Source organism: Exiguobacterium sp. 17-1, assembly GCF_023096305.1.
GTDB classification, from domain to species: Bacteria; Bacillota; Bacilli; order Exiguobacteriales; family Exiguobacteriaceae; genus Exiguobacterium_A; species Exiguobacterium_A sibiricum_A.
The window spans coordinates 460,890-486,087 of the sequence record NZ_JALIGJ010000001.1; the positions used below are offsets into that span (position 1 = coordinate 460,890).

Below are 25,198 nucleotides of genomic sequence, written 5' to 3' on the forward strand. Positions count from 1 at the left end.
TCATGACACTTAAAAAAATGAACGTAGAAAGCTTTAACTTGGATCATACGAAAGTCAAAGCACCATATATTCGCGTTGCCGGTTACAAAGACGGAAAAGTCGACCAAGTCGTCAAATACGATATTCGTTTCACACAACCAAACGTCGAGCAGATGCCGATGCGTGCGATGCACACACTGGAACATTTACTGGCAGAAAACATCCGTAACTATTCGGATGATGTCATCGATGTCTCGCCAATGGGTTGCCAAACAGGTTTCTACATGGCGATGATGAACTTTGATTCGGTCGAAAAAATGAGCGAACTCGTTGAGAAGACATTACAAGACGTCTTAGCAGCAGAAGAAATTCCAGCGCAAAACGAAGTCCAATGCGGATTCGCAAGCGCCCACGACCTTAAAGGAGCGAAGCACTATGCCGAGAAAATGCTTGCCGGTCGTGATGAATGGGACATCGTCTTCGGATGATTGCGAAGTCAGTTCGCGACCTCGTCGGAAATACGCCGCTTTACGAGATTACTTCATTCGATTTGCCTGCTGGTACGCGGATTTTGGCGAAGCTCGAATGGATGAACCCTGGGGGCAGCGTCAAAGACCGCCTTGGCATTCAACTCGTTGATGCCGCAATCGAACAAGGATATGTGACACCAGGTGGAACGATCATCGAACCGACAGCCGGGAATACCGGCATCGGTTTGGCGCTCGCCGCCAAAAAATATGATCTAGAGGTCATCTGTGTCGTTCCGGAAAAGTTCAGCCAGGAGAAACAGACGTTGATGCGGGCACTCGGCGCGACTGTCGTCAACACACCGACTGAGCTCGATATGCAGGGTGCGATCGATAAAGCAAAAGAACTCGGACAAACGATTCCGAACAGTTATGTTCCGCTTCAATTCGAAAACGAAGAAAATCCGGTTACTTATCAGCGGACACTTGGTCCTGAGCTGATGGCGGAACTGGATCAGATTGATTGGTTCGTTGCCGGATGCGGATCAGGTGGAACGTTTGCCGGAACAGCGGCTTATTTAAAAGAACGTCTCGGGACGAAAGGTGCAATCGTCGAACCGGAAGGCTCCGTCCTCAATGGGGGACCAGCCGGACCGCACAAGACGGAAGGCATCGGGACGGCCAAATGGCCAAGTCTCGTCTCTCGCGACTTAGTAGATGAAATTCATACGGTTTCGGATCATGATGCATTCACGAAAGTCCATGAATTGGCGGCTCGTGAAGGGTTGCTCGTCGGCAGTTCAGCCGGTGCGGCACTCGTAGCAGCGCTTGATCTGGCAAACCGTTTTCCCGGCAGTACCATCGTCACCGTCTTCGCGGACAGTGCCGAGCGGTATTTGAGCCAACAAATCTTTGAAAAGGTGGACGAGACACATGCGTAAAAAGACAGCATTGATTCATGGAGGAACAGGCGTCGATCGAGCAACAGGTGCCGTTACACCTCCAATCTATCAAACAAGTACGTACAAACAAGAGAAAATCGGTCAATTAAAAGAAGGCTACGAATACTCGCGGACAGCCAACCCGACACGGACGAGCATTGAACGATTGATCGCCGACCTCGAGGGTGGAGCACGTGGTTTTGCCTTCGGGTCAGGAATGGCTGCGATTCACGCGGTTTTCAACCTGCTTGAGTCAGGTGACCATATCGTCATGACCGATGACGTCTACGGCGGAACGTTCCGTTTGATGCAACGTGTCTTACCGAAATTCAACATCCAAGTGACATTCGTCGATACGACGGATCTCGCCGCGACGGAAGCCGCGGTTCAAGACAACACGAAGATGTTGTATGTCGAAACACCAACGAACCCGTTGTTGAAAGTGACGGATATCGCAGCTGTTTCTGAAATCGCGAAACGCAACAATCTGAAACTTGTCGTCGACAACACGTTTGCGACACCATACCTGCAGCAACCACTCGCACTCGGCGCAGACATCGTCTTGCACAGTGCAACGAAATACATCGGCGGTCACTCGGACGTCGTCGCCGGACTCGTCGTCGTCAACAGCGACGAGCTCGGAGAAGATCTTCATTTCATCCAAAACTCGACCGGCGGTATTCTTGGACCGCAGGACAGCTTCCTGCTCGTCCGTGGTTTACGGACGCTTGGTATCCGGATGGATGCAATCGAAGAAACATCACATGATCTCGTTCAGTTCTTACAGGAACAGGACGTCGTCTCGAACATCTTCTACCCAGGACTTCCAACACATCCGGGACATGCGACACAACAGAAACAGGCGACTGGTTTTGGCGGCATGATCAGCTTTGATGTCGGATCAGCGGAAAACGCGGAGAAACTCGTCGAAGCGACACATTTCTTCACGTTGGCTGAGAGTCTTGGAGCTGTTGAAAGCTTGATTTCTGTTCCGGCACGCATGACACATGCCTCGATTCCGGCAGAACGTCGCGCTGAGCTCGGCATCACGGATGGTCTTGTCCGGATTTCGGTTGGACTTGAGGATGCAGAAGACTTGAAAGAAGATTTAGCACGTGCTTTCAGCCTGCTTCAGCCGGTTTCAGAAAAAACTGTTTGACAAGCAAAATAAGCCCTGCTAATATTCAGATTATATTAAAAATAACTAAATACCGATAACTCTTATCGAGAGTGGTGGAGGGACTGGCCCGATGAAACCCGGCAACCGCGGAATTTATTCCGAAGTGGTGCTAATTCCAGCAGACGAATGTCTGCAAGATGAGAGCAAATGGTTTTGTGTACTGAAAAAGTGCGCGCGTTTGCTCTAAAACGTGCGCACTTTTTTTATGTTTAGGAGGGACCGTATTGATTCGCTTACAGGATGTAGGAAAGATTTATCGTTCGAAGCGCGGATCGGTTGAAGCCGTCGTCAATGTCGACTTATCAATCGAGCGCGGTGAAATTTTTGGAATAATCGGTTATTCGGGAGCAGGGAAGTCAACCTTGATCCGATTGCTGAACATGCTCGAAGCACCGACGAGCGGATCGATTCAAATCGACGGTGTCGAAATGACGACGCTCAAACCGAAAGAATTACGCGGCGTCCGCAAAAACGTCTCAATGGTATTCCAGCACTTTAATCTGCTGTGGTCACGGACTGTCGAAGAAAACATCATGTTCCCGCTCGAACTCGGCGGTTATCCGAAAGCCCGTCGCAAAGAACGGGTTGCTGAACTGATTCAACTCGTTGGACTCGACGGACGCGAAGGTGCTTACCCGTCCCAACTGTCAGGTGGACAAAAGCAACGGGTCGGGATTGCCCGGGCACTGGCATCAAACCCGGATGTCTTACTATGTGACGAAGCGACAAGCGCGCTGGATCCGAAAACGACGGACTCAATTTTAGAGTTGCTTGTCGACATCAACAAAAAATTGAAACTGACGATCGTCTTGATCACACACGAGATGCATGTCATTCAAAAAATCTGTCACCGGGTTGCTGTCATGGAAGCCGGGAAAATCGTTGAACAGGGACCGGTTGCCGAAGTATTCCGTCACCCGAAACAGGCGATGACAAAAGAGTTCGTCAAACAATTGACATCACCATCCGAAAACGAATTGACGTTTGCGAAATTACGCGAACGCTACCCGACCGGAAAAATCGTCCAGCTGACGTTCGTCGGTTCGACGGCGGAAAGTCCGATCCTTGCCGAAGTCATGAAAGACTCGAACTTATTATTCAATATCATCGGCGGAAACGTCGGACAGACGCAGGACGGGGCACTCGGAACGCTGTTCATTCAGCTGCTCGGGTCGGAACAGGAAGCACAAGCGGTCATCGCCAAACTTCAAGCGAGTGACGTTGAAGTGGAGGTGGATCACCGATGAGTACATTTTTTACAGATGTGGATTGGGATATGGTTTGGGAAGCAACCCGCAGTACCGTCTATATGACGGCTGTTGCAGGACTCGCGACGTTCGTCCTCGGACTGGCGATCGGTCTGTTGTTATATGCGACAAACGAAGATCTGTTGTTTAAGAACCGGGCACTGTATTCCGTGCTCAGCTTTTTAGTCAATATCTTCCGGTCGATCCCGTTTATTATCCTATTGATCCTGTTGATTCCGATTACGAAAATCATCGTCGGATCATTTTTAGGCCCGACCGCTGCTTTACCAGCGTTGATTCTCGGTGCAGCACCGTTTTACGGCCGAATGGTCGAACTGGCTCTTCGTGAAGTCGATAAGGGTGTCATCGAGGCAGCCGAATCGATGGGCGCAACGAAGTTCCAAATCATCTATAAAGTCCTGATTCCGGAAGCTCTTCCGGCAATCGTATCCGGGATCACCGTCACACTCGTCGCACTCGTCGGTTACACGGCAATGGCCGGGTTAGCCGGTGGTGGTGGACTGGGCGATATGGCCTTCATTGAAGGATTCCAGCGCTCACAAAATAACATCACCGTCATCGCGACGTTGTTGATTCTCGTCATCGTCTTCATCATTCAAATTATTGGTGACCTGCTCGTCAAAGCCATCGATAAACGGTAAGACCTATTTTATTTAACTTGGGAGGAATCATTCATGAAACTTTGGAAAAAATTCGTCGGCACAGCAGCCGTATCGGTCTTAGCAATCAGCCTCGCGGCATGCGGAGAAGAATCTTCTTCGTCAGGCAGCGAGGACTCTAAAACACTCGTCATCGGAGCGTCAAACGTTCCTCACGCTGAAATTCTCGAGCACGTTCAAAAAGAATATGAAGCAAAAGGCTATAAACTTGAAATTCAAAAGTTCCAAGATTACGTTCTTCCGAACAAAGCACTTGCTGAAAAAGAAATCGACGCAAACTACTTCCAACACGTGCCGTACCTGGAGCAACAGGAAAAGGAAAACAAAGACTATAAATTCGCGAGTGCCGGCGGCGTTCACGTTGAACCACTCGGTGTCTATTCTAAGAAATATAAGTCGCTGGATGAATTACCAAAAGGCGCAACAATCTTAACGAGCTCAAACGTCGCAGAACGCGGACGTGTCTTGACGTTCCTCCAAAATGAAGGACTCATCAAGTTGAAAGACGGTAAAACAACGGATGCACAGCTCAACGACATCGCAGAAAACCCGAAAAACATCAAGTTCAAAACAAACATCGAAGCATCACTCTTACCGCAAGCTTACAAAAACAACGAAGGCGATGCTGTCTTGATCAACACGAACTACGCAATCGACAACGGATTGAACCCGTTGAAAGATACGATTGCGTTAGAGGACGAGTCTTCGCCATACGTCAACATCATCGTTACACGTGACGGCGACGAAAAAGATAAACGTGTCACGACATTACTCGATATTCTCCATGAGAAAAAGAACCAGGACTGGATCACAAAAGAATACAAAGGGGCCGTCGTCCCGGTCAGTAAATAAGTTGCTTCCTTCAATGCATTCTTCCTATATAATGGAAGGATGCATTGTTTTTTTGTGCGAAAGGGGGATTTCCATGCAACGTTTGAAACAGCTTCATCCATTGACGATCGGGGTTTTGCTCGGGACGTTTTTCGCCCGGCTCGGGACATTCATCACGATGCCGTTTTTTGCGATTTACTTATCGGTCGTCTTAAAGTTCAGTCCGGTTGATGTCGGCTGGATTCTCAGTATCTCGGCCATCGCGAGTCTTGTCATGAGCTTCATCGGCGGAACGTTATCCGACCGGTATGGGCGGCGGACGATGATGCTGAGCGGAACCTTTGGATTTGTCCTCGTTTTCATCGCCTTGGCGCAAGTCGAGACATTTTGGGCATTTTTCATCTTAAGTGCTTTAAATGGCGTTTTTCGTTCCATCTTCGAACCGTCGGCGAGGGCGTTGATCAGTGATACGACGGAGGAAGAAAACCGGTTGTTCGTCTTTAACATCCGTTATACGTGCATCAATATTGCAGCGGCGATTGGACCGGGGATTGCCTTGTTGCTCAGTGCGGGCAATACGTCGATTACCTTCTATATTACGGCGTTCGTTTACTTCGGCTACGGCGTCGCCATCTTCATCCTGTTTAAGCGGCATCCGATCACGGAAAGTCACGGCGGGAAAAAGGTGTCGTTCGGGGCAACGGTCCGTCTGCTGAAGACCGACGTCGCTTTTACGTTCGCGCTCGCCGGGATCATCTTCGGAGTCTTCGGATACAGTCAGTTCAACTCGACATTGCCGCAGTTTTTAACGACGACGACGCTATTGTCGGGCGGGACGAGTTTGTTTGCCTTGTTGATTACGATTAACGCAATCACGGTACTCGTCGTCCAGTACCCGATCATGAAGTTTGGTGTCAAGACGTCGCCGCTCGTATCGATCACGGTCGGCATTGCGACCGTCGCCGTCGGTTTATTCGTTATGGGAACGGCCGGTACGGTCTGGCTGATGATCGGCGCGATGTTCATCTTCACGTGCGGGGAAGTGATGATGTTCACGATGACGGATATCTTGACCGACAGCTTTGCGACACCGGAATTACGGGGTAGTTATTTCGGGGCGATGGGCTTGACGTCAATCGGTCAATCGGTCGGACCGGTCGTCGGCGGTCAATTGTTACTTTATTTTGGTGCAGATCGACCACTGCCGATTTTTGGTGTCCTAGCCCTCTTGACATTGCTCGGTATCCCACTGCTCTTACTGTCACAGCGGGTTCACCGTCAGTCGAAACCGGAAGAAGAGAAGGAAGTCGTCTCACTTTAAAGTCATTCTCAGTAAAGACGCTCGTTTTGAGAAAAAACCATGAGCGATGACGCTTGAATAATGTGGTATGATTCATTAAGATTAGAATGATACTAAATTAGTAACTCTCGTGAACTGAATCGTCAGACACGAAATGAATAGATGGAGGGATTCTACATGAAGGCTTCACACTTGAAGATTGAAGATCTACACGTCGCAATCGACGGCAAAGAAATCTTGAAAGGCGTCAACTTAGAAATCAAAGGCGGCGAAATCCACGCGGTCATGGGACCAAACGGGACTGGTAAATCAACACTCGCATCAGCATTGATGGGTCACCCGACTTACGAAGTAACGTCTGGTTCAGTCACACTCGACGGCGAAGACGTCCTCGAGATGGAAGTCAACGAACGCGCACAAGCAGGTATGTTCCTCGCGATGCAATACCCAAGCGAAATCAGTGGTGTCACGAACTCAGACTTCTTGCGTTCAGCAATCAACTCACGCCGCGAAGAAGGCGATGAAATCTCACTCATGAAATTCATCCGTCAACTCGACGCACAAATGGGTCTTCTCGAAATGCCGGGCGAAATGGCACACCGTTACCTCAACGAAGGTTTCTCAGGCGGAGAGAAGAAACGGAATGAAATCCTCCAAATGACGATGTTGAAACCAGCGATCGCCATCCTTGACGAAATCGATTCAGGTCTTGATATCGATGCGCTCAAAGTCGTCGCAAAAGGTGTCAACGAAATGCGTTCACCTGAATTCGGCTGCTTGATCATCACGCACTATCAACGCCTCTTGAACTATATTGAGCCAGATTTCATCCACATCATGATGGGCGGAAAAATCGTCATGTCAGGTGGAAAAGAACTTGCACACCGTTTAGAAGCAGAAGGTTATGACTGGGTTAAAAAAGAACTCGGCATCGAAGAAGTCGAAATCGAAACAAAAGCGTAAGACGAGGGAGGAAGCATGATGACTGTAGAACTGAATCTTGCAGTAAATCGCGAGGCAGTGGCAGAACGTGCGACTCGCTTAGGGGAACCCGCTTGGATGATCTCTAAGCGTCAAGATGCACTTGATCTTGCCCCAACGCTCGCATTGCCAAAAGTAGAAAAAATCAAAATCGGTGGCTGGAACTTCACGGAAGGTACAGCAGAGCTTGAGACAGTAACAGGTCTCACACCGGATATCGAAACATTGATCGGTGAAAACCGTGACCATATGCTGATCACGCGCAACGGACAACTCGTTCACGCGCAAAACAGCGAAGCGGCGAACGGTGTCATCTTCACGACACTCGAAGACGCAATGAAACATCACCCGGAACTGATCGAGAAATACTTCATGACAGAAGGCGTCAACGTCAATGAAGACCGTCTCGCAGCACTTAACGCGGCACTCATGAACGGCGGTACATTCCTTTATGTACCAAAAGGCTTGAAGTTGACGGTTCCGATGCAAGCAATCTATACGCTGGAGCAAGCGGGTGGTGCACTTTACCACCATGCGATCATCATTGCTGACGCGGACAGCGAACTGACGTATATCGAAAGTTTCGTGTCGTATGGCGAAGAAGCGCATAACGTCAACGTCGTCACGGAAGTGTTCGTTGAAGACAACGCGAAAGTCCTCTTTGGTGGTGTCGATACACTGGCAAAAGGTGCTGTCACATATATGAACCGTCGTGGTGTCGTCAAACAAGGCGCGAAACTCGAATGGGCACTCGGTCACATGAATGACGGAAACACGATCACAGAAACGAAAACACACCTCGTCGGTAACGATTCGTTCTCTGACACGAAAGCCGTAACGGTTGGTCGTGGCGATCAAAAACAAAACTTCAACGTCCGGACAGACCATTTTGGTAAAGGTTCGGAAGGTTTCATCTTGATTCACGGTGTTCAAAAAGATTCGGCAACATCGATCTTCAACGGAACATCGATGATTCACCATGGCGCTTCAAAATCAAACGGTGTGCAGACGGAACGTGTACTCATGTTGTCTGAAAAGGCACGTGGTGACGCGAACCCGATCCTCTTGATTGATGAAGATGATGTCATGGCAGGACACGCGGCATCTGTCGGGCGTGTCGACGAACTTCAACTCTACTACTTGATGAGCCGTGGTTTATCACGCAAAGAAGCAGAACGTCTTGTCGTTCATGGTTTCTTACAACCGGTTGTTTCAGAACTCGCGATTGACTCTGTCAAAGAACGTCTCGTTCAAGTGATCGAAGGGAAAGTAAACTAATATGGGAATCGATGCATCCATCCGCAATCAGTTTCCGATTCTTGACCAGCAGGTTAATGACCGGAAACTCGTCTATTTAGATAGTGCAGCTTCTTCACAAAAGCCGCTCGTCGTCATTGAGGCGATTGACAACTACTACAAGACGGTTCATTCGAATGTGCACCGTGGCGTCCATACGCTCGGAACACGAGCGACGGATGCGTACGAAGGTGCGCGTGAGAACGTACGTCGTTTCATCAAGGCGCAACACCATGAAGAGATTATCTTTACCCGCGGGACGACAACTGCGATTAATATTGTCGCGTCGAGTTACGGAATGGAGCATGTCGAAGAAGGGGACGAGATTGTCGTCACATACCTGGAGCACCATGCGAATTTGATTCCGTGGCAACAAGTCGCGAAAAAGAAAAAAGCGAAACTGAAATATGTCGATTTGACAGCGGACGGTCGTGTGACGATTGAAGCGGTCAAAGCACAAATTTCCGATCGGACGAAAGTCGTCGCGATGGCGCATGTCTCGAACGTCCTCGGGACGATTAATCCGATCAAAGAAGTGACACAGCTTGCGCACGCAGTCGGTGCCGTCATGGTCGTCGACGCAGCGCAAAGTGCACCGCACCAACAAATCGATGTCACGGATCTCGATTGTGATTTCCTGGCGTTTTCGGCACATAAAATGTGCGGACCAACCGGTATCGGCGTCCTGTACGGCAAAAAAGCATTACTCAATGCGATGGAGCCGGTCGAATTCGGAGGCGAGATGATTGACTACGTCGGGCTTGAAGAGTCGACGTTCAAACCATCACCGTACCGGTTCGAAGCAGGAACACCGATCATCGCAGGAGCTGTCGGCTTGTCGGCAGCAATCGATTTCTTGGAACAAATCGGACTCAGTAATATCGAAGCCCACGAACGTGAGCTTGCCCAGTACGCGATGGCACAAATGCGTGACATCGAAGGACTGACGATTTACGGTCCGGAAGAACGGGTGGGTCTCGTCACCTTTAATCTCGGTGATGTCCACGCACATGATGTCGCGACGGTACTCGATATGCAAGGCATCGCCGTCCGTGCCGGTCACCATTGTGCGCAACCTCTGATGCGCTGGCTTGGAGCCAGTTCAACGGCACGAGCAAGCTTCTACCTGTATAATACAAAGGAAGAAGTAGATGCATTAGTAACAGGACTTCGCCAAACGAAGGAGTATTTCAGTCATGGATTTTAACAATCTCGATCACTTGTACCGTCAAGTGATCATGGACCACTATAAAACGCCCCGCAATCGTGGTGCGATTGACGGTGGTGTGACAATCGATATGAACAATCCGACATGTGGCGACACAATCCGTCTGCAACTCGCAATCGAAGACGATATCGTCAAAGATGCGAAGTTCGACGGTGAAGGATGTTCCATCAGTATGGCGTCTGCGTCGATGATGACACAGGCCGTCAAAGGAAAAACAGTCGAAGAAGCATTACAACTCGCCAACGTCTTTTCCGAGATGGTTCAAGGAAAAGATTACGACGATGAGAAATTTGATCTGGGAGACGCGGAAGCACTGTCTGGTGTGACGAAATTCCCGGCACGAATCAAGTGTGCGACACTTGCCTGGAAGGCGCTCGAACGCGGCGTCGAAGAAGGGAAGTAACTTCGGTCAGTAAGTAAGAGGAGGAAACGAACATGGCTAAGAACATGCCTGAAATTGGCGATTATAAATATGGTTTCCACGATCGCGATATCTCGATCTTCCGTTCTGGACGCGGCTTGACGACAGAAGTCGTCGAGACGATCTCGAAAATGAAGGAAGAACCGCAATGGATGCTTGATTTCCGTCTGAAATCACTCAAGATTTTCAACGAACAATCAATGCCAGCATGGGGCGGCGACCTATCAGATCTTCGTTTTGATGACATCACGTATTATGTTAAACCATCAGAACGTGCTGAAAAATCATGGGATGAAGTACCGGAAGAAATCAAACGTACGTTTGACAAACTCGGAATCCCGGAAGCTGAGCAAAAATACCTCGCAGGTGTTTCAGCACAGTATGAATCAGAAGTGGTTTACCACAACATGAAGAGTGAGCTTGAAGATCAAGGAATCGTCTTCAAAGATACGGATACAGCACTGAAAGAAAACGAAGATTTATTCCGTGAGTACTTCGGTAAATTGATTCCGCCGACGGATAACAAGTTCGCTGCTCTTAACACAGCGGTCTGGTCGGGTGGATCATTCATCTACGTACCAAAAGGCATCAAGATGGATACGCCGCTTCAAGCCTATTTCCGGATCAACTCGGAAAACATGGGTCAATTCGAGCGGACGTTGATCATCGTTGACGAAGAAGCATCGGTGCATTATGTCGAAGGATGTACGGCACCGGTCTACACGACGAACTCGCTTCACTCAGCAGTCGTTGAGATCTTCATCAACAAAAACGCGTACTGCCGTTACACGACAATTCAAAACTGGGCGAACAACGTCTACAACCTCGTTACGAAACGTGCGATCTGTGAAGCCGGCGCGACGATGGAATGGGTCGATGGTAACATCGGTTCGAAATTGACGATGAAATACCCGGCCGTCATCTTAAAAGGTGAAGGTTCACGTGGTATGACATTATCAATCGCGATCGCGGGTAAAGGTCAACACCAAGATGCGGGCGCGAAGATGATTCACCTTGCACCAAACACGTCGTCGACAATCGTCTCGAAGTCGATTTCAAAACACGGCGGGAAAGTAACGTACCGTGGAATTGTCCACTTTGGCCGTAAAGCGACCGGCGCACGTTCGAACATCGAATGTGACACGTTGATCATGGACAACCAGTCGACATCAGATACGATTCCGTACAACGAAATTCTCAACGATAACATTTCGCTTGAACACGAAGCGAAGGTGTCGAAGGTCTCAGAAGAGCAATTGTTCTACCTGATGAGCCGCGGGATTTCACAAGAAGAAGCAACTGAAATGATCGTCATGGGCTTCATCGAGCCGTTCACAAAAGAACTGCCGATGGAATATGCGGTCGAAATGAACCGTCTCATCAAGTTCGAGATGGAAGGTTCAATCGGATAATTCGTTTTTTACTCTCTCATCTGCGGATGAGAGGGTTTTTTTAATAAACAGGTAAAAACGGGTAAAGGATTAAAAAAGGAGGGAGCCATCATGCGTGATCTCATCTATTCTTTTCAAGTCTCGCTCGACGGGTACATCGAGGATGCGTCAGGCAGCATCGCGTTTGCGTCACCGGACGCTGAACTGCATCAGTATTTCAATGACTACGAAACAGAATTTGATACCCATGTTTATGGACGTCGTCTGTATGAAATGATGCAGTACTGGGAGACCGCGGATCAAACGGACACAGATCCGATCATCGTAGCGTATGCGAAGACATGGCAAGCGCTCGAAAAGATTGTGTTCTCGGAAACGATGATAGCAGTCGAGGGCAACGCACGTCTTGCGACGAGACCACTCGCGGAGGAACTGGCAGCATTGAAGCAGGCACCCGGGAAACAGATTGCGATCGGCGGGGCGACGCTTGCGGCAGAAGCCGTCCGCTTGGACTTGATCGACTGCTACCATGTCGTCATCTATCCCGTCTTACTCGGAGGCGGCAAGCGGATGTTTCCGTTGTTTGAGCATTCCTTGTCCTTACAGCTCGTAGAGCAGCAGACATTTGCTTCCGGGTGTATCGCCTTGACGTATGAACGGATTCGAACCGACTCCTGATGATCAGCAATGAATCCATGAAACAGGCAGTCTTTTTCTCCTTATTTTTGAAGGAGTAGGAAGGATTTGCTTGTTTTTTATATGAAGAATACACGTCTTTTCGAAGACGAGTCTTGAAGAAGAAATTCCCGATTCCGCTATGCTATGATAAAAAATATGTAGCACACACAGATGAGGAGGGGGAAGGATGATTTATGTCGGCGTGACCGGTTGGGGCGATCACGACAGCCTCTATCCGACACCACAGGATCGGAAGGAGAAGCTCGCTGCCTACGCGGGCCATTTTCCGGCAGTCGAGGTCGATTCGACGTATTATGCGATTCAACCGGAACGGAATTATCAAAAATGGGTCGCGGAAACACCGGATGACTTTCGGTTCATCGTCAAGGTCCATCGGGCGATGAGTGGTCATGACCGGGAAAACAAGGATCCGCTTGGTCCGATCTTTGAACAATACCTCGCTTCGATTGAACCGATGCGGCAGAGTGGAAAGATTGCAGCAATTCTCGTCCAACTCCCGCCCTGGTTCGATGTCAGTAAAGTGCATCTCGAGTACCTTCAGACGATCCGGAAGTCGCTTGCCGGTCTCCCTGTCGCGATCGAGTTTCGGAATCCGTCCTGGTATTCCGAAGCGTACCAAGAGCGGACGCTGCGTTTTTTGGCGGAGCATCAGTTCATCCATACGATCTGTGATGAACCGCAGACGGAAGACGGATCTGTGCCGTTTGTTCCCGTCGTGACACAAGAGACGGCATTTGTCCGTCTGCACGGCCGTAATATCAACGGATGGCTCAAGAAGCCCGGCCAAAGCAGTGAGGACTGGCGGAAGGTCCGTTGCCTGTACCGTTACTCGGAAGAAGAACTGCAAGGTTTGGCGACACACATCCGTTCACTTGCCGAACAGGCAAAAGACGTGTATGTTTTCTTTAACAACAACTCAGCAGGAGACGCCGTACCAAACGCCAAACGACTGATCGAGATTTTAGGTCTTGATTATGAATCGCTTGCGCCCCGGCAAATTTCCCTGTTTTAACACCTAGAGGAGGCTTAAGCGTGAAGTTACACGTCATTCATTATAACGATCTGCATTCACACTTTGATATGTGGCCTCGCTATATGTCGTTCATGAAAGAACACCGGACGTACGATTCCCTCGTCTTCGATTTAGGCGACCATGCGGACCGGGTCGCACCGGCGACGGAAGCGACGCAAGGTAAAATCAATACCCATCTATTAAATGAACTGTCCCCGACGGCTGTCACGATCGGAAACAATGAAGGCATTACGTTTCCGCATGATTGGTTGGCGGACTTATATACGGACGCGACGTTCCCGGTTCTCGTCTCGAACTTGACGGCACCGTTTGCGAAAGCCGGCATGATTCAACACCTACCGACGGGAAAAGTTGGGATTTTTGGGCTGACAGCTCCTTATTACGAGCTGTACGCCTTACTCGGATGGACGATTGAAGATCCGTTTGAAGCAGCAGCACGTGAGATCGAAGCTTTGCGGGATCAAGTCGACGTCTTGATCTGTTTAAGTCATCTCGGCTTTTATCAGGATGAAGAACTGGCGGAACGGTTCCCGGAGCTTGATTTGATCATCGGAGCGCATACGCACCACGTCCTCGATGACGGAGTCGTCAAAAACGGCGTGTTGATTGCCCAGGCCGGAAAGTACGGTCAGTACGCAGGGGAAATCTACTTAAACACGGATACGGGCGAAAAAGAGGCGGTCCTGCATCCGCTTGAAGCGTATCCGGCAGACGAGGCGACATCGGTCTTACTCGATAAAGAACAGTATTTAGCGGAGCGTCAGATGAAACAACCGATTGGCCGGACATCAGGTCTGGCGAATGACTGGTTCAACCCGTCCCCGTTTACGCAACTGCTCGCGGATACGATGCGCGACTGGTGTCAGGCGGACCTCGCCTGTGTGCCGGCCGGGATGTTGCTTGGCTCATTGTCCCCGGGACCGGTGTCCGCGTTTGATTTGCACCGGCTTTGTCCGCATCCGATCAATCCGTGTAAGGTGACGATGACGGGTGTGGAATTAAAAGCGTTCATCGCCGAGGTCGACAGTGAGCGTTTTGAACAGCTGAAAGTGCGCGGTCTCGGTTTCCGCGGTAAATTAATGGGCAAGATGCATTATGCTGGAAATCATCACCAAATTGACAATACGAAAACCTATACTGTCGTCCTTCCGGATATGTTTACATTTGGTCCTTTATTTCCGGAAATCAAAGAAATGCCGAAAGAATATTTCATGCCGGAATTATTACGGGATTTGTTGTTCAATCGCCTATCGGAGAAGTCAGAATTTGGTGAATTACCCGTCCGCAAACACTGAATATTTGTTATACTGTAACAGAAATCAGGTCAGTTTTTACGGATAAAGGGGGAAACCGATTCATGGGACGCGGAGAGATACAACGTAAACCAGAGTGGTTGAAAATCAAGTTGAACACGAATGAGACATACACAGAACTCAAAAGTATGATGCGTGAGAAAAAGCTCCACACGGTATGTGAGGAAGCCAAGTGTCCGAACATTCATGAATGTTGGGCTGTGCGCCGGACGGCGACGTTCATGATTCTTGGAAGTATCTGTACACGGGCTTGTCGTTTTTGTGCCGTCACGACAGGGCGACCAAACGAACTCGACTTGGAAGAACCGAAACGAGTAGCGGAATCCGTTCGTCTGATGAATCTGAAACATGCGGTCATCACAGCGGTTGCCCGTGATGATTTAAATGACTTCGGAGCCGGTGTCTACGCGGAGACGGTGCGTGAAGTGCGCCGTATGAATCCGGAGACATCGATTGAAGTCTTACCGTCCGACATGGGTGGGAACTTCGACGCGTTACAGACGCTGATTGAAGCCAAGCCGGACATCATGAACCACAACATCGAGACGGTACGCCGTCTGACACCAACGGTCCGGGCAAAAGCAACGTACGACCGGACGCTTGAATTCCTGCGTCGTTCAAAGGAACTCGCACCTGAAATTCCAACGAAATCGAGTCTGATGTTAGGTCTTGGTGAGACGTGGGAAGAAATTTTGCAGACGATGGACGACTTACGGGCGAATGATGTCGACATCATGACGATTGGTCAATACCTGCAACCGACGAGAAAGCACTTGGATGTCATCAAGTACTACACACCACAGGAGTTTGCTGAATTAAAACAGATTGCGCTCGGAAAAGGCTTCTCGCATTGTGAGGCCGGTCCGCTTGTCCGCTCGTCTTACCACGCCGACGAACAAGTCAACGCTGCGAAAAAAAATAAAGCTGCTCTACCGATTGACTGACGATCAGGGACCGTCCACGCCGCGTGCGGGGACGGTTTTCTGCTGTCTGACGATTCGTTTTCAAGTATGATTATGGTAAGATAAAAGAAGCAGGGGGTGGAAAAATGATACAAGTCAATCGTGAAAGATATGAAATCGTCGAAGAAAAACGGGAAGGATTCCACGAAGAAGCCTTCATCGGCCGCTTTAGCGATGTGCTCGAAAAATATGACTACATCGTCGGAGACTGGGGACACGGACAATTGCGGCTCCGTGGTTTCTATGAAGATAACCATGAAAAAGCAACGTTTGATACAAAGATCTCCCACGTGGCGGATTATTTGTACGAATACTGCAATTTCGGCTGTGCGTACTTTATCGTCAAACGGATGGAATTCGTAGAAGGAGAAGAAGCACCACCTCGCTTCGACGGATCTTCGGCGAATACGTTAAAACTGAAACGGAAGTTCTCAGCGGAAAAAGAAGAAGCAAACGAAGTCAAAAGCGAACAGTAATCAAAATGACATTTGAAAGGATGTTTCCGATTGGGTGTTTTCGGCTAATAGTATAGTATTACGCACCTATAGGGGGAACTATCCATGAGAATCGTCGGGATTTATCATTCAGTACCAGAAGTCGTCAGTGCTGTTCATGATTTACGTGTCGCAGGAGTTGTTTCAACAGATTTAAAAGTCATTGCCCATGATCGATATGATTTGGAACAAATCGAAGAGTTGGCAGATCTGAACAATCAACAAACATCGACTCGTCTGTCGCAAGAAGAACACATGAATCTATGGCAAGAGATCAAAGGCATCTTTAAAAAGGACAGTGCCGGATCTTCTTCGCACAGCGATGTACTGGAAGCGAGCGGATTGACGAAAGAGGATGTCAACCGTGCCAACAAAGCAGCGGAAGAGGGACAATTCGTCTTACTCGTCGGCGATGAAGCGGATCAACATTCTGAACGAAAAGCCCACGATGAATCGGATAATACAAACGTTTTCAGCGGTCCAAACACGCTCAATGAGCGAAACGACCGGTTACTGTAACAGCAAAACAGCCAGCTCCCGAGGGAGCTGGCTGTTTTTTTATAGTCCGATGTAGTCGCGCAGGTAGCCCTCGAGCTCGTCTGCCGCCTCATCTTCTAAATCAAAGGCATGAGCGATGTAGCCCGGCTCGTCAAAGTCGTCCGGACCGATGATTGCAAACCGGTTCGACAACAGGTTCAGCACCAAAATCTTGCCGAAGAAGTGTTCGGAGTGGGTAATGGCCAAATCGAAACGGCTCGTCTCACCGATCCAGCAGACGAACCGGGTTTTTGTTTGTTCAACATCGTCGTATAAAAAATCGCGTTCTTGCATCATCTGTCAGTTCCCTCATTTCCTTCATCTCTGATTAGATTAAAGGGTTTGGGGAACCTTTTGCAAGTACGGCTTACGCGAAAGGCTGTGTTCTGCGATGACCTTCCGGATCGTCCGTGTTTTTGAACGCATGACAAGTGACGTCGTCTCGACGATATCGTCCGTCAAGAAGCGGACGCCGTCGAGCATCTCACCTGTCGTGACGCCCGTTGCAGCAAAGATGCAGTCGTCACTTTTAATCAAATCGTCGAGTGTCAACAATTGCAACGGATCGGCAAGTCCCATCCGGATGACACGTGCTGTCTCTTCCTCATTCATCGGGTGCAGACGGGCCTGCATGTCGCCACCCATCGCCTTGACGGCAGCTGCCGTGATGACGCCTTCCGGTGCGCCGCCCGTTCCGATGAAGATATCGATTCCAGTTGAAGGAGAAAGTGGAGCGATTCCTGCTGACACATCGCCGTCTTCAAACAGACGGACACGTGCGCCGACACGCATTGCTGCTTCCCGGAAGTGATCATGACGCGGACGATCCTGCATGATGACGGTGACGTCTTCGATTCGTTTTTGATTCAATTCCGCTGCTTTTTGAATGATGAATTCGAGCGGGTCGTCAAGTGAGACATGTCCTTTTAAGTTCGGTCCGACGGTCAGTTTATCCATATACATATCCGGCGCATGTAACAAAGCACCTTGGTCAGCGACAGCGATGACGACCATTGCGTTACCGAGACCTTTGGCAACGATGTTCGTTCCTTCAAGCGGATCGACTGCGATATCGACGATCGGACCGCTTGTCGTACCGACTTTTTCACCGATGAATAACATCGGTGCTTCGTCGAGTTCCCCTTCACCGATGACGACGGTTCCCGCCATGTTGACGGTATTTAAGACTTCGCGCATGGCAGTCGTTGCCGCATCATCGGCTTCGTTCTTCTTGCCCCGGCCAATCCATTTGGCGGATGCCAGTGCCGCTGCTTCTGTTGCTCGGACGATTTCTAGTGCTAATTCGCGTTCCATCTATGAATAACCTCCAAGTCACTCAATGTGACATACTATTTTCGTAAAAATCTAAATTGAGGATAACACATTGAGCAATGTGATGCAAACAGCCTTTCTGCTTTTCATGTTTCGCCGATAGAGCTAAAATGAAGGGTGTGAGGGGGAATGTAAGATGTATTTTGTAAATCGTGAAAAGATTGAACAAACCGTTGTTTGTTTTGAAACGGCCTTGCGTCAAAGTAAAGAGTTAACAGGGGATGCTTTGACAGTTTCACTTGCGTGGGAACGAATCGGATTTTTAGTGATTGAAAGCATCATCGATATCGGGAACAGTATGATTGATGGTTTCATCATGCGTGATCCGGGAAGTTATGAAGATATCGTCATGATTTTAGAAGATGAGCGGGTCATTGATGCGTCACTTGCGACAAGCTTGAAGCGTATCGTTGCGTTGCGGACACGAATCGTCCGTGAATTTACGACATCGAGTACAGCGGAAATCCGGGATGGTCTTTTGGAAGAAGAAACACAATTACGTCGTTTTCCGGACGCCGTCCGACGTTATTTAGAGACAGAACTCGGACCCGTCTCTGCATTTTTACCAAACGAGGAGTGAGCCAGGATGAAAGCAAAAGGATATTTATTTGATTTAGACGGTACAATGTATAACGGGACAGAACCCGTCAAAGAAGCAGTCGATTTCGTGAACCGGTTGCAGGAAGAAGGCGTACCGTATCTGTTCGTTACGAACAATGCCTCGATGACGGCGGAAGCCGTTGCTGAAAAATTACGCGGCATGGGTGTGCATTCGAATGCGGAACACGTCTTAACGAGTGCGATGGCGACAGGTCGCTACATCGCAGAACTCGATCCGGGTGCGGAAGTCTATGCAATCGGAGAAGGCGGATTGATTGATGCCCTTGAACGTCAAGGCTTACAAGTCGTCGCGGATGAGCATGCCCACTATGTTGTCATCGGTCTCGACCGTCAGATCACGTATGAGAAGTTAGCCGTCGGAGCACTGGCAATCCGGGCTGGAGCCCGCTTCATCTCAACGAATGGAGACATCGCGATTCCGACAGAGCGCGGATTCCTGCCTGGAAACGGGGCGTTGACGTCCGTTTTACGTGTGACGACGGAAAAAGAACCGTTTTATATCGGGAAACCGGAACCGGTCATGGTCAATATCGCAGCCGAAATGATTGGTCTTGCGAAAGAAGATCTCATCATGGTCGGAGATAACTACCATACGGACATTTTGTTTGGGATCAATGGCGGCATCCGGACGATGCATGTCAACTCCGGCGTCCATACACCGGTCTTCATTCAAGGGCAGGATGCCCAACCGACGTATATGGTTGATACGTTGGCAGAATGGATTCTCTAACCAAAAAAATCCCCATTGACGGATGTCAGTGGGGATTTTACTGATTAGAAAACTTGTTCGACTTCAACGACGCCGGCTACTTCTTCAAGCAGGGCACGTTCGATACCAGCCTTCAGTGTGATTGTTGAACTTGGGCAGCTGCCGCAAGCTCCCATCAAACGGAGTTTGACGATACCATCTTCTACATCTACGAGTTCAACGTCTCCTCCGTCACGAAGAAGGAACGGACGCAATTTTTCGAGTACTTCGTTTACTTGATCAAACATTTCCATGCGTAAACACATCCTTTCTTATAAACTCATTGTAACAGGGTTGAAAAATGTTCTCAATCTGGAAAACTTGTATACTAAAAAAGAAGTGCAGAAAAAAAAGGGGGATATAGGATGGAAATCAAGGTATACGGGGCTGCAAAGACTTGTCCGAGCTGTGTCGGGGCACCGAGTTCTGAAGAGACGTACAGTTGGTTGCAAGCGGTTCTCGGACGGAAATACGAGACGGCATTAACCTTTGAATATGTCGATTTCGAGGCCGTGCCGCTCGAAGATGAGTGGGTGACAGCCTTAAAGGACGATGTTTATTTTTATCCGCTCGTCCTGCTCGATGGCGAGATGATTGATGAAGGATACGTGCAGCTGAAGAAAATCACCCAGGCGATTGATATGAGAGTGCAAAAAACGGCCCCGGAATGATGACCGGCGCCGTTTTTCTTATTTAATTTTTTTATGTTTCCAGAGGACACCGGACTTCAGAAGACGCGGAACTTTTCCCGTCAAGGCTTGTTTCCCCATGACGATTCCAAAACCGTCTGATTTCCCGAGCGACCCGAGCATGCCGCGTAACTTGATTTCCGGCAGTTTCGGTAACTTCTTGCCGGCCCATTTCGCCTGCAGGACATCAACGACTTGATCGGCTTGATGTTCGGCGAGCTGTCCGCTTGGTGCATACGGCAGACTGGCGCAATCCCCGATGACGAAAACATTTTCATGTTCCGGCACATGGTGGTGATCCGTCAGCTTGATTCGTCCGCCGCTGTCCGCTTCAAAACCAAGATCGCGGACGACTTTGACCGGTTGTGTCCCGGCTGTCCAAATCGTCAAGTTCGACGGATAGGCATCATCGCCGTTTTGAACATCATCTGCCGTGACGAATGTGACGTTGGAATTATTGATGACCTCGACATCATGTTCTTCGAACCACTCTTGGACATAGGTCGAGACCTTATCCGAAAGGAAAGACAAAACGGACGGTCCGCGGTCAAATAAGCGGATTTTTAAATCTTTCCGGCTTTCGTGCAGTTCACTGGCGAGTTCGACGCCGGATAGACCGGCTCCAACGATCGAGACAACCGCGCCGGGTGAAAGTCCGCAAATCGCTTGCTGCGTTTTCCGCGACTCTTCAAGTGTCTGGATGCTGTAGGTAAACTCTTGTGCGCCCGGTATGTTATGGTATTTATCTTCACACCCTAAAGCGATGATGAGATCGTCATAAAACAGTTCCGTCCCGTCTTGCAGATGGACGGAGTTCGTCTCCGGTGAAATCTGGACGACATGTCCATATTTATATGTGAGATGTTCGCCTTCCGGAAAAGCAATCCGAACATCACGATCCGATAATGTACCGGCAGCTAGTGCATAATACTCTGTTTTTAAGGCATGATACGGTAAACGATCGACGAGTGTCACAGCGACCTCTTCATCCTTAAATCGTTCACAAATCCGCATCCCACCGTATCCACCACCTAAAACAACCAGTTGCTTCATAACTTAAAATCCCCCTTAGTTCCCCTAAATCAGTCTGACCTTGTATAATACGACATGAGGAAAGATAATTCCTGCTTAAAGGAGGAAAAAAAGTGAATCCGATTATTGAATTTTGTATCAGTAACTTAGCGACAGGGACCCAGGTCGTCATGCAACAACTCGAACGGGACCCGAATGTCGATGTCGTCGAATATGGTTGTCTCGGTTATTGCGGCATCTGTTCCCTCGATCATTTCTGTCTGGTTGACGGAGAAACGGTTGTCGGCGAGACACCGGAAGAATTGTTAGAAAAGATTTATTTAAAAATTGAAGAAAACGAATTCTAAAAAAATCCCCGTGTCTCAGATGAGACCGGGGATTCGTGTCTGTCAGCGGGCGCGGCTTCGGACTTAGATCGTTTGTTGACGACGCATCATCCAAGGTTTCAGTTTCAAGAACAGCGGAATGAAGAGGGCTGAGATGAACATCGCCTTGATGATGTTAAACGGTAAGATACCGGCTGTAATCGTCGTCCACTTGACGGCAGGATCAAGCATGTAATCCATGCCGAAGAACCAAGCGTACGCTGGAAGAATCAAGATATAGTTGAGGATTGCAAGACCGAGTGCCATCGTGATTGTACCAGCGACAAGACCGGTTGCAAGACCTTTTGTAGATTTCTTTTTATGATAGAACCAACTGACCGGAAGAATGAAGGCAACACCAGCTGCGAAGTTGGCAAGCTCGCCGACCGGAACACCACTTCCGCGGAAGATGTAGTACAGGACGTTTTTGAGTGCTTCGACGATGACGCCGGCGACCGGTGAGAACATGATGGCGGCGATCAAAGCAGGAACATCACTGAAGTCGATCTTCAAATAGTTCGGTAAAAACGGAAGCGGGAAATTCAGTAGCATAAGAACAAATGAAATTGAACCTAACATGGATAATGTGACCATTTTTTGTGTGCGTTTCATACGAGTATAATCTCCTTTTGCTCGTTCCTCTCGATGAAGTATTGGCATGGCTGCGTTCAAAATAAACCCCCATCGAAGTATTCGATAGGGGAGAAGTCCGCAGTAAACTAAACCTGAACGATTTTTGCAAAAATCGGTTCAAGAAATAGAAACATGCCGCCATCTTCTCCCATCCAGACTATACTGTCGGCTCCTGAGTCACACAGAATCAGCAAATAGCGCCCTATTCGCTCGCGGGCTTCAGACGAATCGTCTGTTTACCGCCGGTCGGGAATTTCACCCTGCCCTGAAGATGGAACGATTTAATTTTTTTTGATACAACTCCTTTATACAACGAATTCAAGATAGTTTCAAGCAACTAGGTTTCGATTCACCTTAAAATTGCGTATACTAATAAAAAAGGGAAGGTGATGACATGATTCATTTAACAGAAGCGGCCGCACTCCAAGTCAAAGAGATGATGTTGCAGGCGCCGGACGATGAACAAAATCTGCGCATGCTCGTTCAAGGTGGCGGATGCAGTGGTCTCTCCTACGGCATGGGCTTTGACAGTGAAAAAGAGACAGACTTAACCTTCGAGCAACACGGGGTCAAAGTCATTGTCGATCAAAAAGATTATCCGGTCGTCAAAGGACTGGAAGTAGATTATAAACAATCGATGCTCGGCGGTGGATTCACGATCACGAATCCGAACGCCATTGCGACATGCGGATGCGGGACGTCGTTCCGGACCGCAACTAATGCCGGGACACCGGGCGGATGTTAATCAAATCACTCTAAACGCAGACGATTCCGTCTGCGTTTTTTTTGTTTTCGGCAGCGGATCAACAGGACTTTTCGATGCGGATGGAGAAGGACTAACAAGAACATGAGCATGCTATGACAAGGGAGGACTATCGATGCGAAAGGTACTGATTTTTGGTGGAACACGCTACTTTGGTCGACGGTTGGCATTACGGCTTGCGGAATCGGGGGATGATGTGACGATTGTCACGCGCGGCGAGCATACGCCACCTGTCGCGAAAGGCTTGACATTTTTTAAAGGGGACCGAACGTCAAGCAGCACGATGAAAGACTTAGGGAGTCAGAACTGGGATATCATCTATGACAACATCTGCTTTAATCCATATCAGGCGAAGCTTGCGGTCGATGCGTTCGAGGGGAAAGTCGGACGTTACATTCTGACGTCGACGATGTCGGTCTATGAGAAGGGTGGAACGAAGATTTCAGAACGTGCCTACAATCCGTTTCCCGGGAAATATGACCTTGAAAAAGAACATGACTACGGGGAAGGAAAACGTCAGGCGGAAAGTTACTTTTTCCAACGGGCGACCTTCCCGGTCATTGCCGTTCGTTTCCCGGTTGTCCTGGGACCGGATGATTATACGGAACGACTAGTCTTTCATGTCAAACGCGCCTTGGCCGGTCAACCGATCATCGCTGAAAATTTGTATGCGAAGATGGGCTACATCTCAAGTTATGAAGCAGCAGCTTTCCTCGAATGGTGCGGCCGTTCGACGATGACGGGACCTATTAATGCTGCAAGCGACGGCGTGTTGTCGATTCAAGACTTGATGGATAAGATTGATCACGTGGCAGAGACGACATCGCGTTTTGAGACGACAGGCGAAGATTCGTCACCACTTGCACCGGAACATGACTTCTATATGGATACGACAGCAGCCAAGCAAGCAGGGTATTTATTCCAGAATGTCGATGACTGGCTCGATCGACTGATTGAAGAGGAGGTCCGTAACCACAAATGATGCAATTGATGAAACCAACGATCGCATGGGAAAAAGAATACCGTGCCTTTTTAGAAGACTGGCGAGAATCGGGAGAATCGATCGTACCGGAAGTTGTCGGAGATACGTATGAACCGCTCGCAGCCTATTTCGCTGAGCAAGAAGCGGAGGAATCGGAAGTGAGCCCGGGACGTGTTACGCATTCAACGTACTGGATGGTCGACGGACAACGGATTGTCGGTGCATTGAACTTCCGACATGACTTGACGGAGAATTTGAAGTTGTATGGAGGGCATATCGGATACGGCATCCGACCGTCCGAGCGCAAGAAAGGATATGCGACGACAGGTCTTCGGCTCGTACTCGAGGAAGCACGACAGCGTGGACTCGATCAAGTATTGCTGACGTGTGGTGTCGAAAATCTCGCATCGCGCCGTGTCATCGTAGCGAACGGTGGTCAGGAAATCGAACCGACTGTTCGCAATGGACGCGAGACACGTCGCTTCATCATTTCGTTATGAGGAGGCCTGTTTTGATTCGTGCAGCGGTACTTGAAGACGCTGCTGTGATTGCCCGGATTCATGTCGCATCCTGGCGGGAAAGGTACCGGACGATTATGCCGGATCCATATCTCGATCATTTATCAGCGGAGAACCGGGAACCGGGTTGGCGGAAAAGTCTTGCCGAAGGTCCGGTTTTCGTGGCGCTTGATCAGACAAACGAAATCATCGGTTTTGCGAACGGTGGACCAAGCAGGAAAAACAGTGTGATGGAGGGAGAACTGTACGCGCTCTATCTTCTGAAGAGTCATCAGGGACAAGGGACAGGGAAGCGCTTGTTTGACCACGTTCTGGAAGACCTGCGGCAGCAAGGTTGCTCGTCTTGCGTCGTCAACGTGTTGGCAGATAACCCGTCCCGTTTCTTTTATGAACGCTTCGGCGGACGTCTCGTTTCCGGACAGCCAATCGAACGGGGCGGAAAACAACTGATTGAGTATACGTATCGGATTATGCTTCAACCATCATCTAATGTATAAATTCAAAAAAGTAGCGTCACTTCGATTCGCAAATCGAG

31 protein-coding genes and 2 riboswitches are annotated in these 25,198 nt (G+C 49.1%); of the genes, 26 read left to right on the forward strand and 5 right to left on the reverse strand.

Annotated elements, in window-relative coordinates:
- Nucleotides 1-2 precede the first annotated feature (2 nt).
- The 18 genes from MUN34_RS02235 (at nt 3) to MUN34_RS02320 (ending at nt 16,962) form a co-directional block, all read left to right on the forward strand.
- Complete coding sequence (locus MUN34_RS02235; RefSeq protein WP_026827626.1) at nt 3-467, forward strand: S-ribosylhomocysteine lyase; 465 nt, start codon at nt 3-5, stop codon at nt 465-467.
- Entirely contained in the window at nt 464-1,387 is a 924-nt protein-coding gene (locus tag MUN34_RS02240) for a PLP-dependent cysteine synthase family protein (protein ID WP_026827627.1), read from the forward strand. Before MUN34_RS02235 ends, MUN34_RS02240 begins: the two co-directional genes overlap by 4 nt.
- Nucleotides 1,380-2,546 (forward strand): bifunctional cystathionine gamma-lyase/homocysteine desulfhydrase, encoded by a 1,167-nt coding sequence (locus MUN34_RS02245; protein WP_131972342.1) that lies wholly within the window; start codon nt 1,380-1,382, stop codon nt 2,544-2,546. The genes MUN34_RS02240 and MUN34_RS02245 overlap by 8 nt, the downstream gene beginning before the upstream one ends.
- A 59-nt stretch (nt 2,547-2,605) precedes the next feature.
- Nucleotides 2,606-2,711, forward strand: a riboswitch (SAM riboswitch).
- A gap of 80 nt (nt 2,712-2,791) precedes the next feature.
- Nucleotides 2,792-3,814: a methionine ABC transporter ATP-binding protein gene (locus MUN34_RS02250; protein ID WP_131972343.1), complete on the forward strand. Its 1,023-nt coding sequence runs from the start codon at nt 2,792-2,794 to the stop codon at nt 3,812-3,814.
- Nucleotides 3,811-4,476, forward strand: a complete 666-nt coding sequence (locus tag MUN34_RS02255) for a methionine ABC transporter permease (protein ID WP_214853001.1) — start codon at nt 3,811-3,813, stop codon at nt 4,474-4,476. The genes MUN34_RS02250 and MUN34_RS02255 overlap by 4 nt, the downstream gene beginning before the upstream one ends.
- A gap of 33 nt (nt 4,477-4,509) precedes the next feature.
- On the forward strand, nt 4,510-5,346 hold the full coding sequence (locus MUN34_RS02260; RefSeq protein WP_247856792.1) for a MetQ/NlpA family ABC transporter substrate-binding protein: 837 nt from the start codon (nt 4,510-4,512) through the stop codon (nt 5,344-5,346).
- A 73-nt stretch (nt 5,347-5,419) separates the two neighbouring features.
- Entirely contained in the window at nt 5,420-6,646 is a 1,227-nt protein-coding gene (locus MUN34_RS02265) for an MDR family MFS transporter (RefSeq protein WP_247856793.1), read from the forward strand.
- 156 nt (nt 6,647-6,802) lie between these two features.
- A complete protein-coding gene (gene sufC, locus MUN34_RS02270) occupies nt 6,803-7,588 on the forward strand; it encodes a Fe-S cluster assembly ATPase SufC (protein ID WP_012371204.1) in 786 nt (261 codons plus the stop codon).
- Between the two features lie 18 nt (nt 7,589-7,606).
- Nucleotides 7,607-8,884 (forward strand): Fe-S cluster assembly protein SufD, encoded by a 1,278-nt coding sequence (gene sufD, locus MUN34_RS02275; protein ID WP_247857031.1) that lies wholly within the window; start codon nt 7,607-7,609, stop codon nt 8,882-8,884.
- A 1-nt stretch (nt 8,885) separates the two neighbouring features.
- Complete coding sequence (locus MUN34_RS02280) at nt 8,886-10,109, forward strand: cysteine desulfurase (protein WP_247856794.1); 1,224 nt, start codon at nt 8,886-8,888, stop codon at nt 10,107-10,109.
- Entirely contained in the window at nt 10,099-10,533 is a 435-nt protein-coding gene (gene sufU / locus MUN34_RS02285; RefSeq protein WP_012371201.1) for a Fe-S cluster assembly sulfur transfer protein SufU, read from the forward strand. Before MUN34_RS02280 ends, sufU begins: the two co-directional genes overlap by 11 nt.
- 32 nt (nt 10,534-10,565) lie before the next feature.
- Nucleotides 10,566-11,963: a Fe-S cluster assembly protein SufB gene (sufB, locus tag MUN34_RS02290; protein ID WP_026827635.1), complete on the forward strand. Its 1,398-nt coding sequence runs from the start codon at nt 10,566-10,568 to the stop codon at nt 11,961-11,963.
- A gap of 90 nt (nt 11,964-12,053) precedes the next feature.
- Nucleotides 12,054-12,620 (forward strand): dihydrofolate reductase family protein, encoded by a 567-nt coding sequence (locus MUN34_RS02295; RefSeq protein WP_247856795.1) that lies wholly within the window; start codon nt 12,054-12,056, stop codon nt 12,618-12,620.
- A gap of 187 nt (nt 12,621-12,807) precedes the next feature.
- Nucleotides 12,808-13,653: a DUF72 domain-containing protein gene (locus tag MUN34_RS02300; RefSeq protein WP_026827637.1), complete on the forward strand. Its 846-nt coding sequence runs from the start codon at nt 12,808-12,810 to the stop codon at nt 13,651-13,653.
- A gap of 20 nt (nt 13,654-13,673) precedes the next feature.
- Nucleotides 13,674-14,969 carry a bifunctional metallophosphatase/5'-nucleotidase gene (locus MUN34_RS15950; protein ID WP_247856796.1) on the forward strand — a complete coding sequence of 432 codons (1,296 nt, stop codon included), beginning with the start codon at nt 13,674-13,676 and terminating at the stop codon, nt 14,967-14,969.
- 23 nt (nt 14,970-14,992) lie between these two features.
- Nucleotides 14,993-15,931 (forward strand): lipoyl synthase, encoded by a 939-nt coding sequence (gene lipA, locus MUN34_RS02310; RefSeq protein ID WP_348772888.1) that lies wholly within the window; start codon nt 14,993-14,995, stop codon nt 15,929-15,931.
- Nucleotides 15,932-16,035: 104 nt separating this feature from the next.
- Nucleotides 16,036-16,425 carry a YutD family protein gene (locus MUN34_RS02315; RefSeq protein ID WP_247856798.1) on the forward strand — a complete coding sequence of 130 codons (390 nt, stop codon included), beginning with the start codon at nt 16,036-16,038 and terminating at the stop codon, nt 16,423-16,425.
- A gap of 84 nt (nt 16,426-16,509) precedes the next feature.
- Nucleotides 16,510-16,962, forward strand: coding sequence for a general stress protein (locus tag MUN34_RS02320; RefSeq protein WP_026827640.1), 453 nt, complete (start codon nt 16,510-16,512; stop codon nt 16,960-16,962).
- A gap of 39 nt (nt 16,963-17,001) precedes the next feature.
- Here the strand turns inward: MUN34_RS02320 and MUN34_RS02325 are convergent, their stop codons facing one another.
- Together MUN34_RS02325 and glpX are read right to left on the reverse strand one after the other, a co-directional pair.
- Nucleotides 17,002-17,277: a DUF3055 domain-containing protein gene (locus MUN34_RS02325; RefSeq protein WP_114595168.1), complete on the reverse strand. Its 276-nt coding sequence runs from the start codon at nt 17,275-17,277 to the stop codon at nt 17,002-17,004.
- 36 nt (nt 17,278-17,313) lie between these two features.
- Nucleotides 17,314-18,294 carry a class II fructose-bisphosphatase gene (glpX, locus tag MUN34_RS02330; RefSeq protein WP_026827642.1) on the reverse strand — a complete coding sequence of 327 codons (981 nt, stop codon included), beginning with the start codon at nt 18,292-18,294 and terminating at the stop codon, nt 17,314-17,316.
- A gap of 154 nt (nt 18,295-18,448) precedes the next feature.
- Here glpX and MUN34_RS02335 point away from each other — a divergent pair, with 154 nt between their 5' ends.
- Entirely contained in the window at nt 18,449-18,892 is a 444-nt protein-coding gene (locus tag MUN34_RS02335; protein ID WP_026827643.1) for a DUF86 domain-containing protein, read from the forward strand.
- Nucleotides 18,893-18,898: 6 nt separating this feature from the next.
- Entirely contained in the window at nt 18,899-19,663 is a 765-nt protein-coding gene (locus MUN34_RS02340; protein ID WP_247856799.1) for a TIGR01457 family HAD-type hydrolase, read from the forward strand.
- 44 nt (nt 19,664-19,707) lie between these two features.
- On the opposite strand, the gene MUN34_RS02345 is transcribed toward MUN34_RS02340, so the two are convergent.
- Nucleotides 19,708-19,935, reverse strand: a complete 228-nt coding sequence (locus MUN34_RS02345; protein ID WP_012371190.1) for a NifU family protein — start codon at nt 19,933-19,935, stop codon at nt 19,708-19,710.
- A 111-nt stretch (nt 19,936-20,046) separates the two neighbouring features.
- On the opposite strand from MUN34_RS02345, the gene MUN34_RS02350 reads away from it, so the two are divergent.
- A complete protein-coding gene (locus tag MUN34_RS02350; RefSeq protein ID WP_247856800.1) occupies nt 20,047-20,352 on the forward strand; it encodes a DUF1462 family protein in 306 nt (101 codons plus the stop codon).
- Nucleotides 20,353-20,370: 18 nt separating this feature from the next.
- Here MUN34_RS02350 and MUN34_RS02355 read toward each other — a convergent pair whose 3' ends face one another.
- The gene (locus tag MUN34_RS02355) at nt 20,371-21,423 is read right to left on the reverse strand and encodes an NAD(P)/FAD-dependent oxidoreductase (RefSeq protein ID WP_026827647.1); all 1,053 of its coding nucleotides are present in this window, start codon (nt 21,421-21,423) and stop codon (nt 20,371-20,373) included.
- Between the two features lie 92 nt (nt 21,424-21,515).
- On the opposite strand from MUN34_RS02355, the gene MUN34_RS02360 reads away from it, so the two are divergent.
- Nucleotides 21,516-21,749, forward strand: a complete 234-nt coding sequence (locus MUN34_RS02360; RefSeq protein WP_026827648.1) for a YuzB family protein — start codon at nt 21,516-21,518, stop codon at nt 21,747-21,749.
- A 63-nt stretch (nt 21,750-21,812) separates the two neighbouring features.
- Here the strand turns inward: MUN34_RS02360 and MUN34_RS02365 are convergent, their stop codons facing one another.
- On the reverse strand, nt 21,813-22,379 hold the full coding sequence (locus tag MUN34_RS02365; protein ID WP_026827649.1) for an ECF transporter S component: 567 nt from the start codon (nt 22,377-22,379) through the stop codon (nt 21,813-21,815).
- 157 nt (nt 22,380-22,536) lie between these two features.
- Nucleotides 22,537-22,677, reverse strand: a riboswitch (FMN riboswitch).
- A 117-nt stretch (nt 22,678-22,794) separates the two neighbouring features.
- Between MUN34_RS02365 and MUN34_RS02370 the strand changes: the two genes are divergently transcribed.
- From MUN34_RS02370 to MUN34_RS02385, 4 genes are all read left to right on the forward strand, one after another.
- Nucleotides 22,795-23,145, forward strand: coding sequence for a HesB/IscA family protein (locus tag MUN34_RS02370; RefSeq protein WP_012371185.1), 351 nt, complete (start codon nt 22,795-22,797; stop codon nt 23,143-23,145).
- 133 nt (nt 23,146-23,278) lie between these two features.
- On the forward strand, nt 23,279-24,145 hold the full coding sequence (locus MUN34_RS02375) for an NAD-dependent epimerase/dehydratase family protein (RefSeq protein WP_247856801.1): 867 nt from the start codon (nt 23,279-23,281) through the stop codon (nt 24,143-24,145).
- Nucleotides 24,142-24,645, forward strand: a complete 504-nt coding sequence (locus MUN34_RS02380; RefSeq protein WP_247856802.1) for a GNAT family N-acetyltransferase — start codon at nt 24,142-24,144, stop codon at nt 24,643-24,645. Before MUN34_RS02375 ends, MUN34_RS02380 begins: the two co-directional genes overlap by 4 nt.
- A gap of 11 nt (nt 24,646-24,656) precedes the next feature.
- The gene (locus MUN34_RS02385; protein WP_247856803.1) at nt 24,657-25,160 is read left to right on the forward strand and encodes a GNAT family N-acetyltransferase; all 504 of its coding nucleotides are present in this window, start codon (nt 24,657-24,659) and stop codon (nt 25,158-25,160) included.
- Nucleotides 25,161-25,198 lie beyond the last annotated feature (38 nt).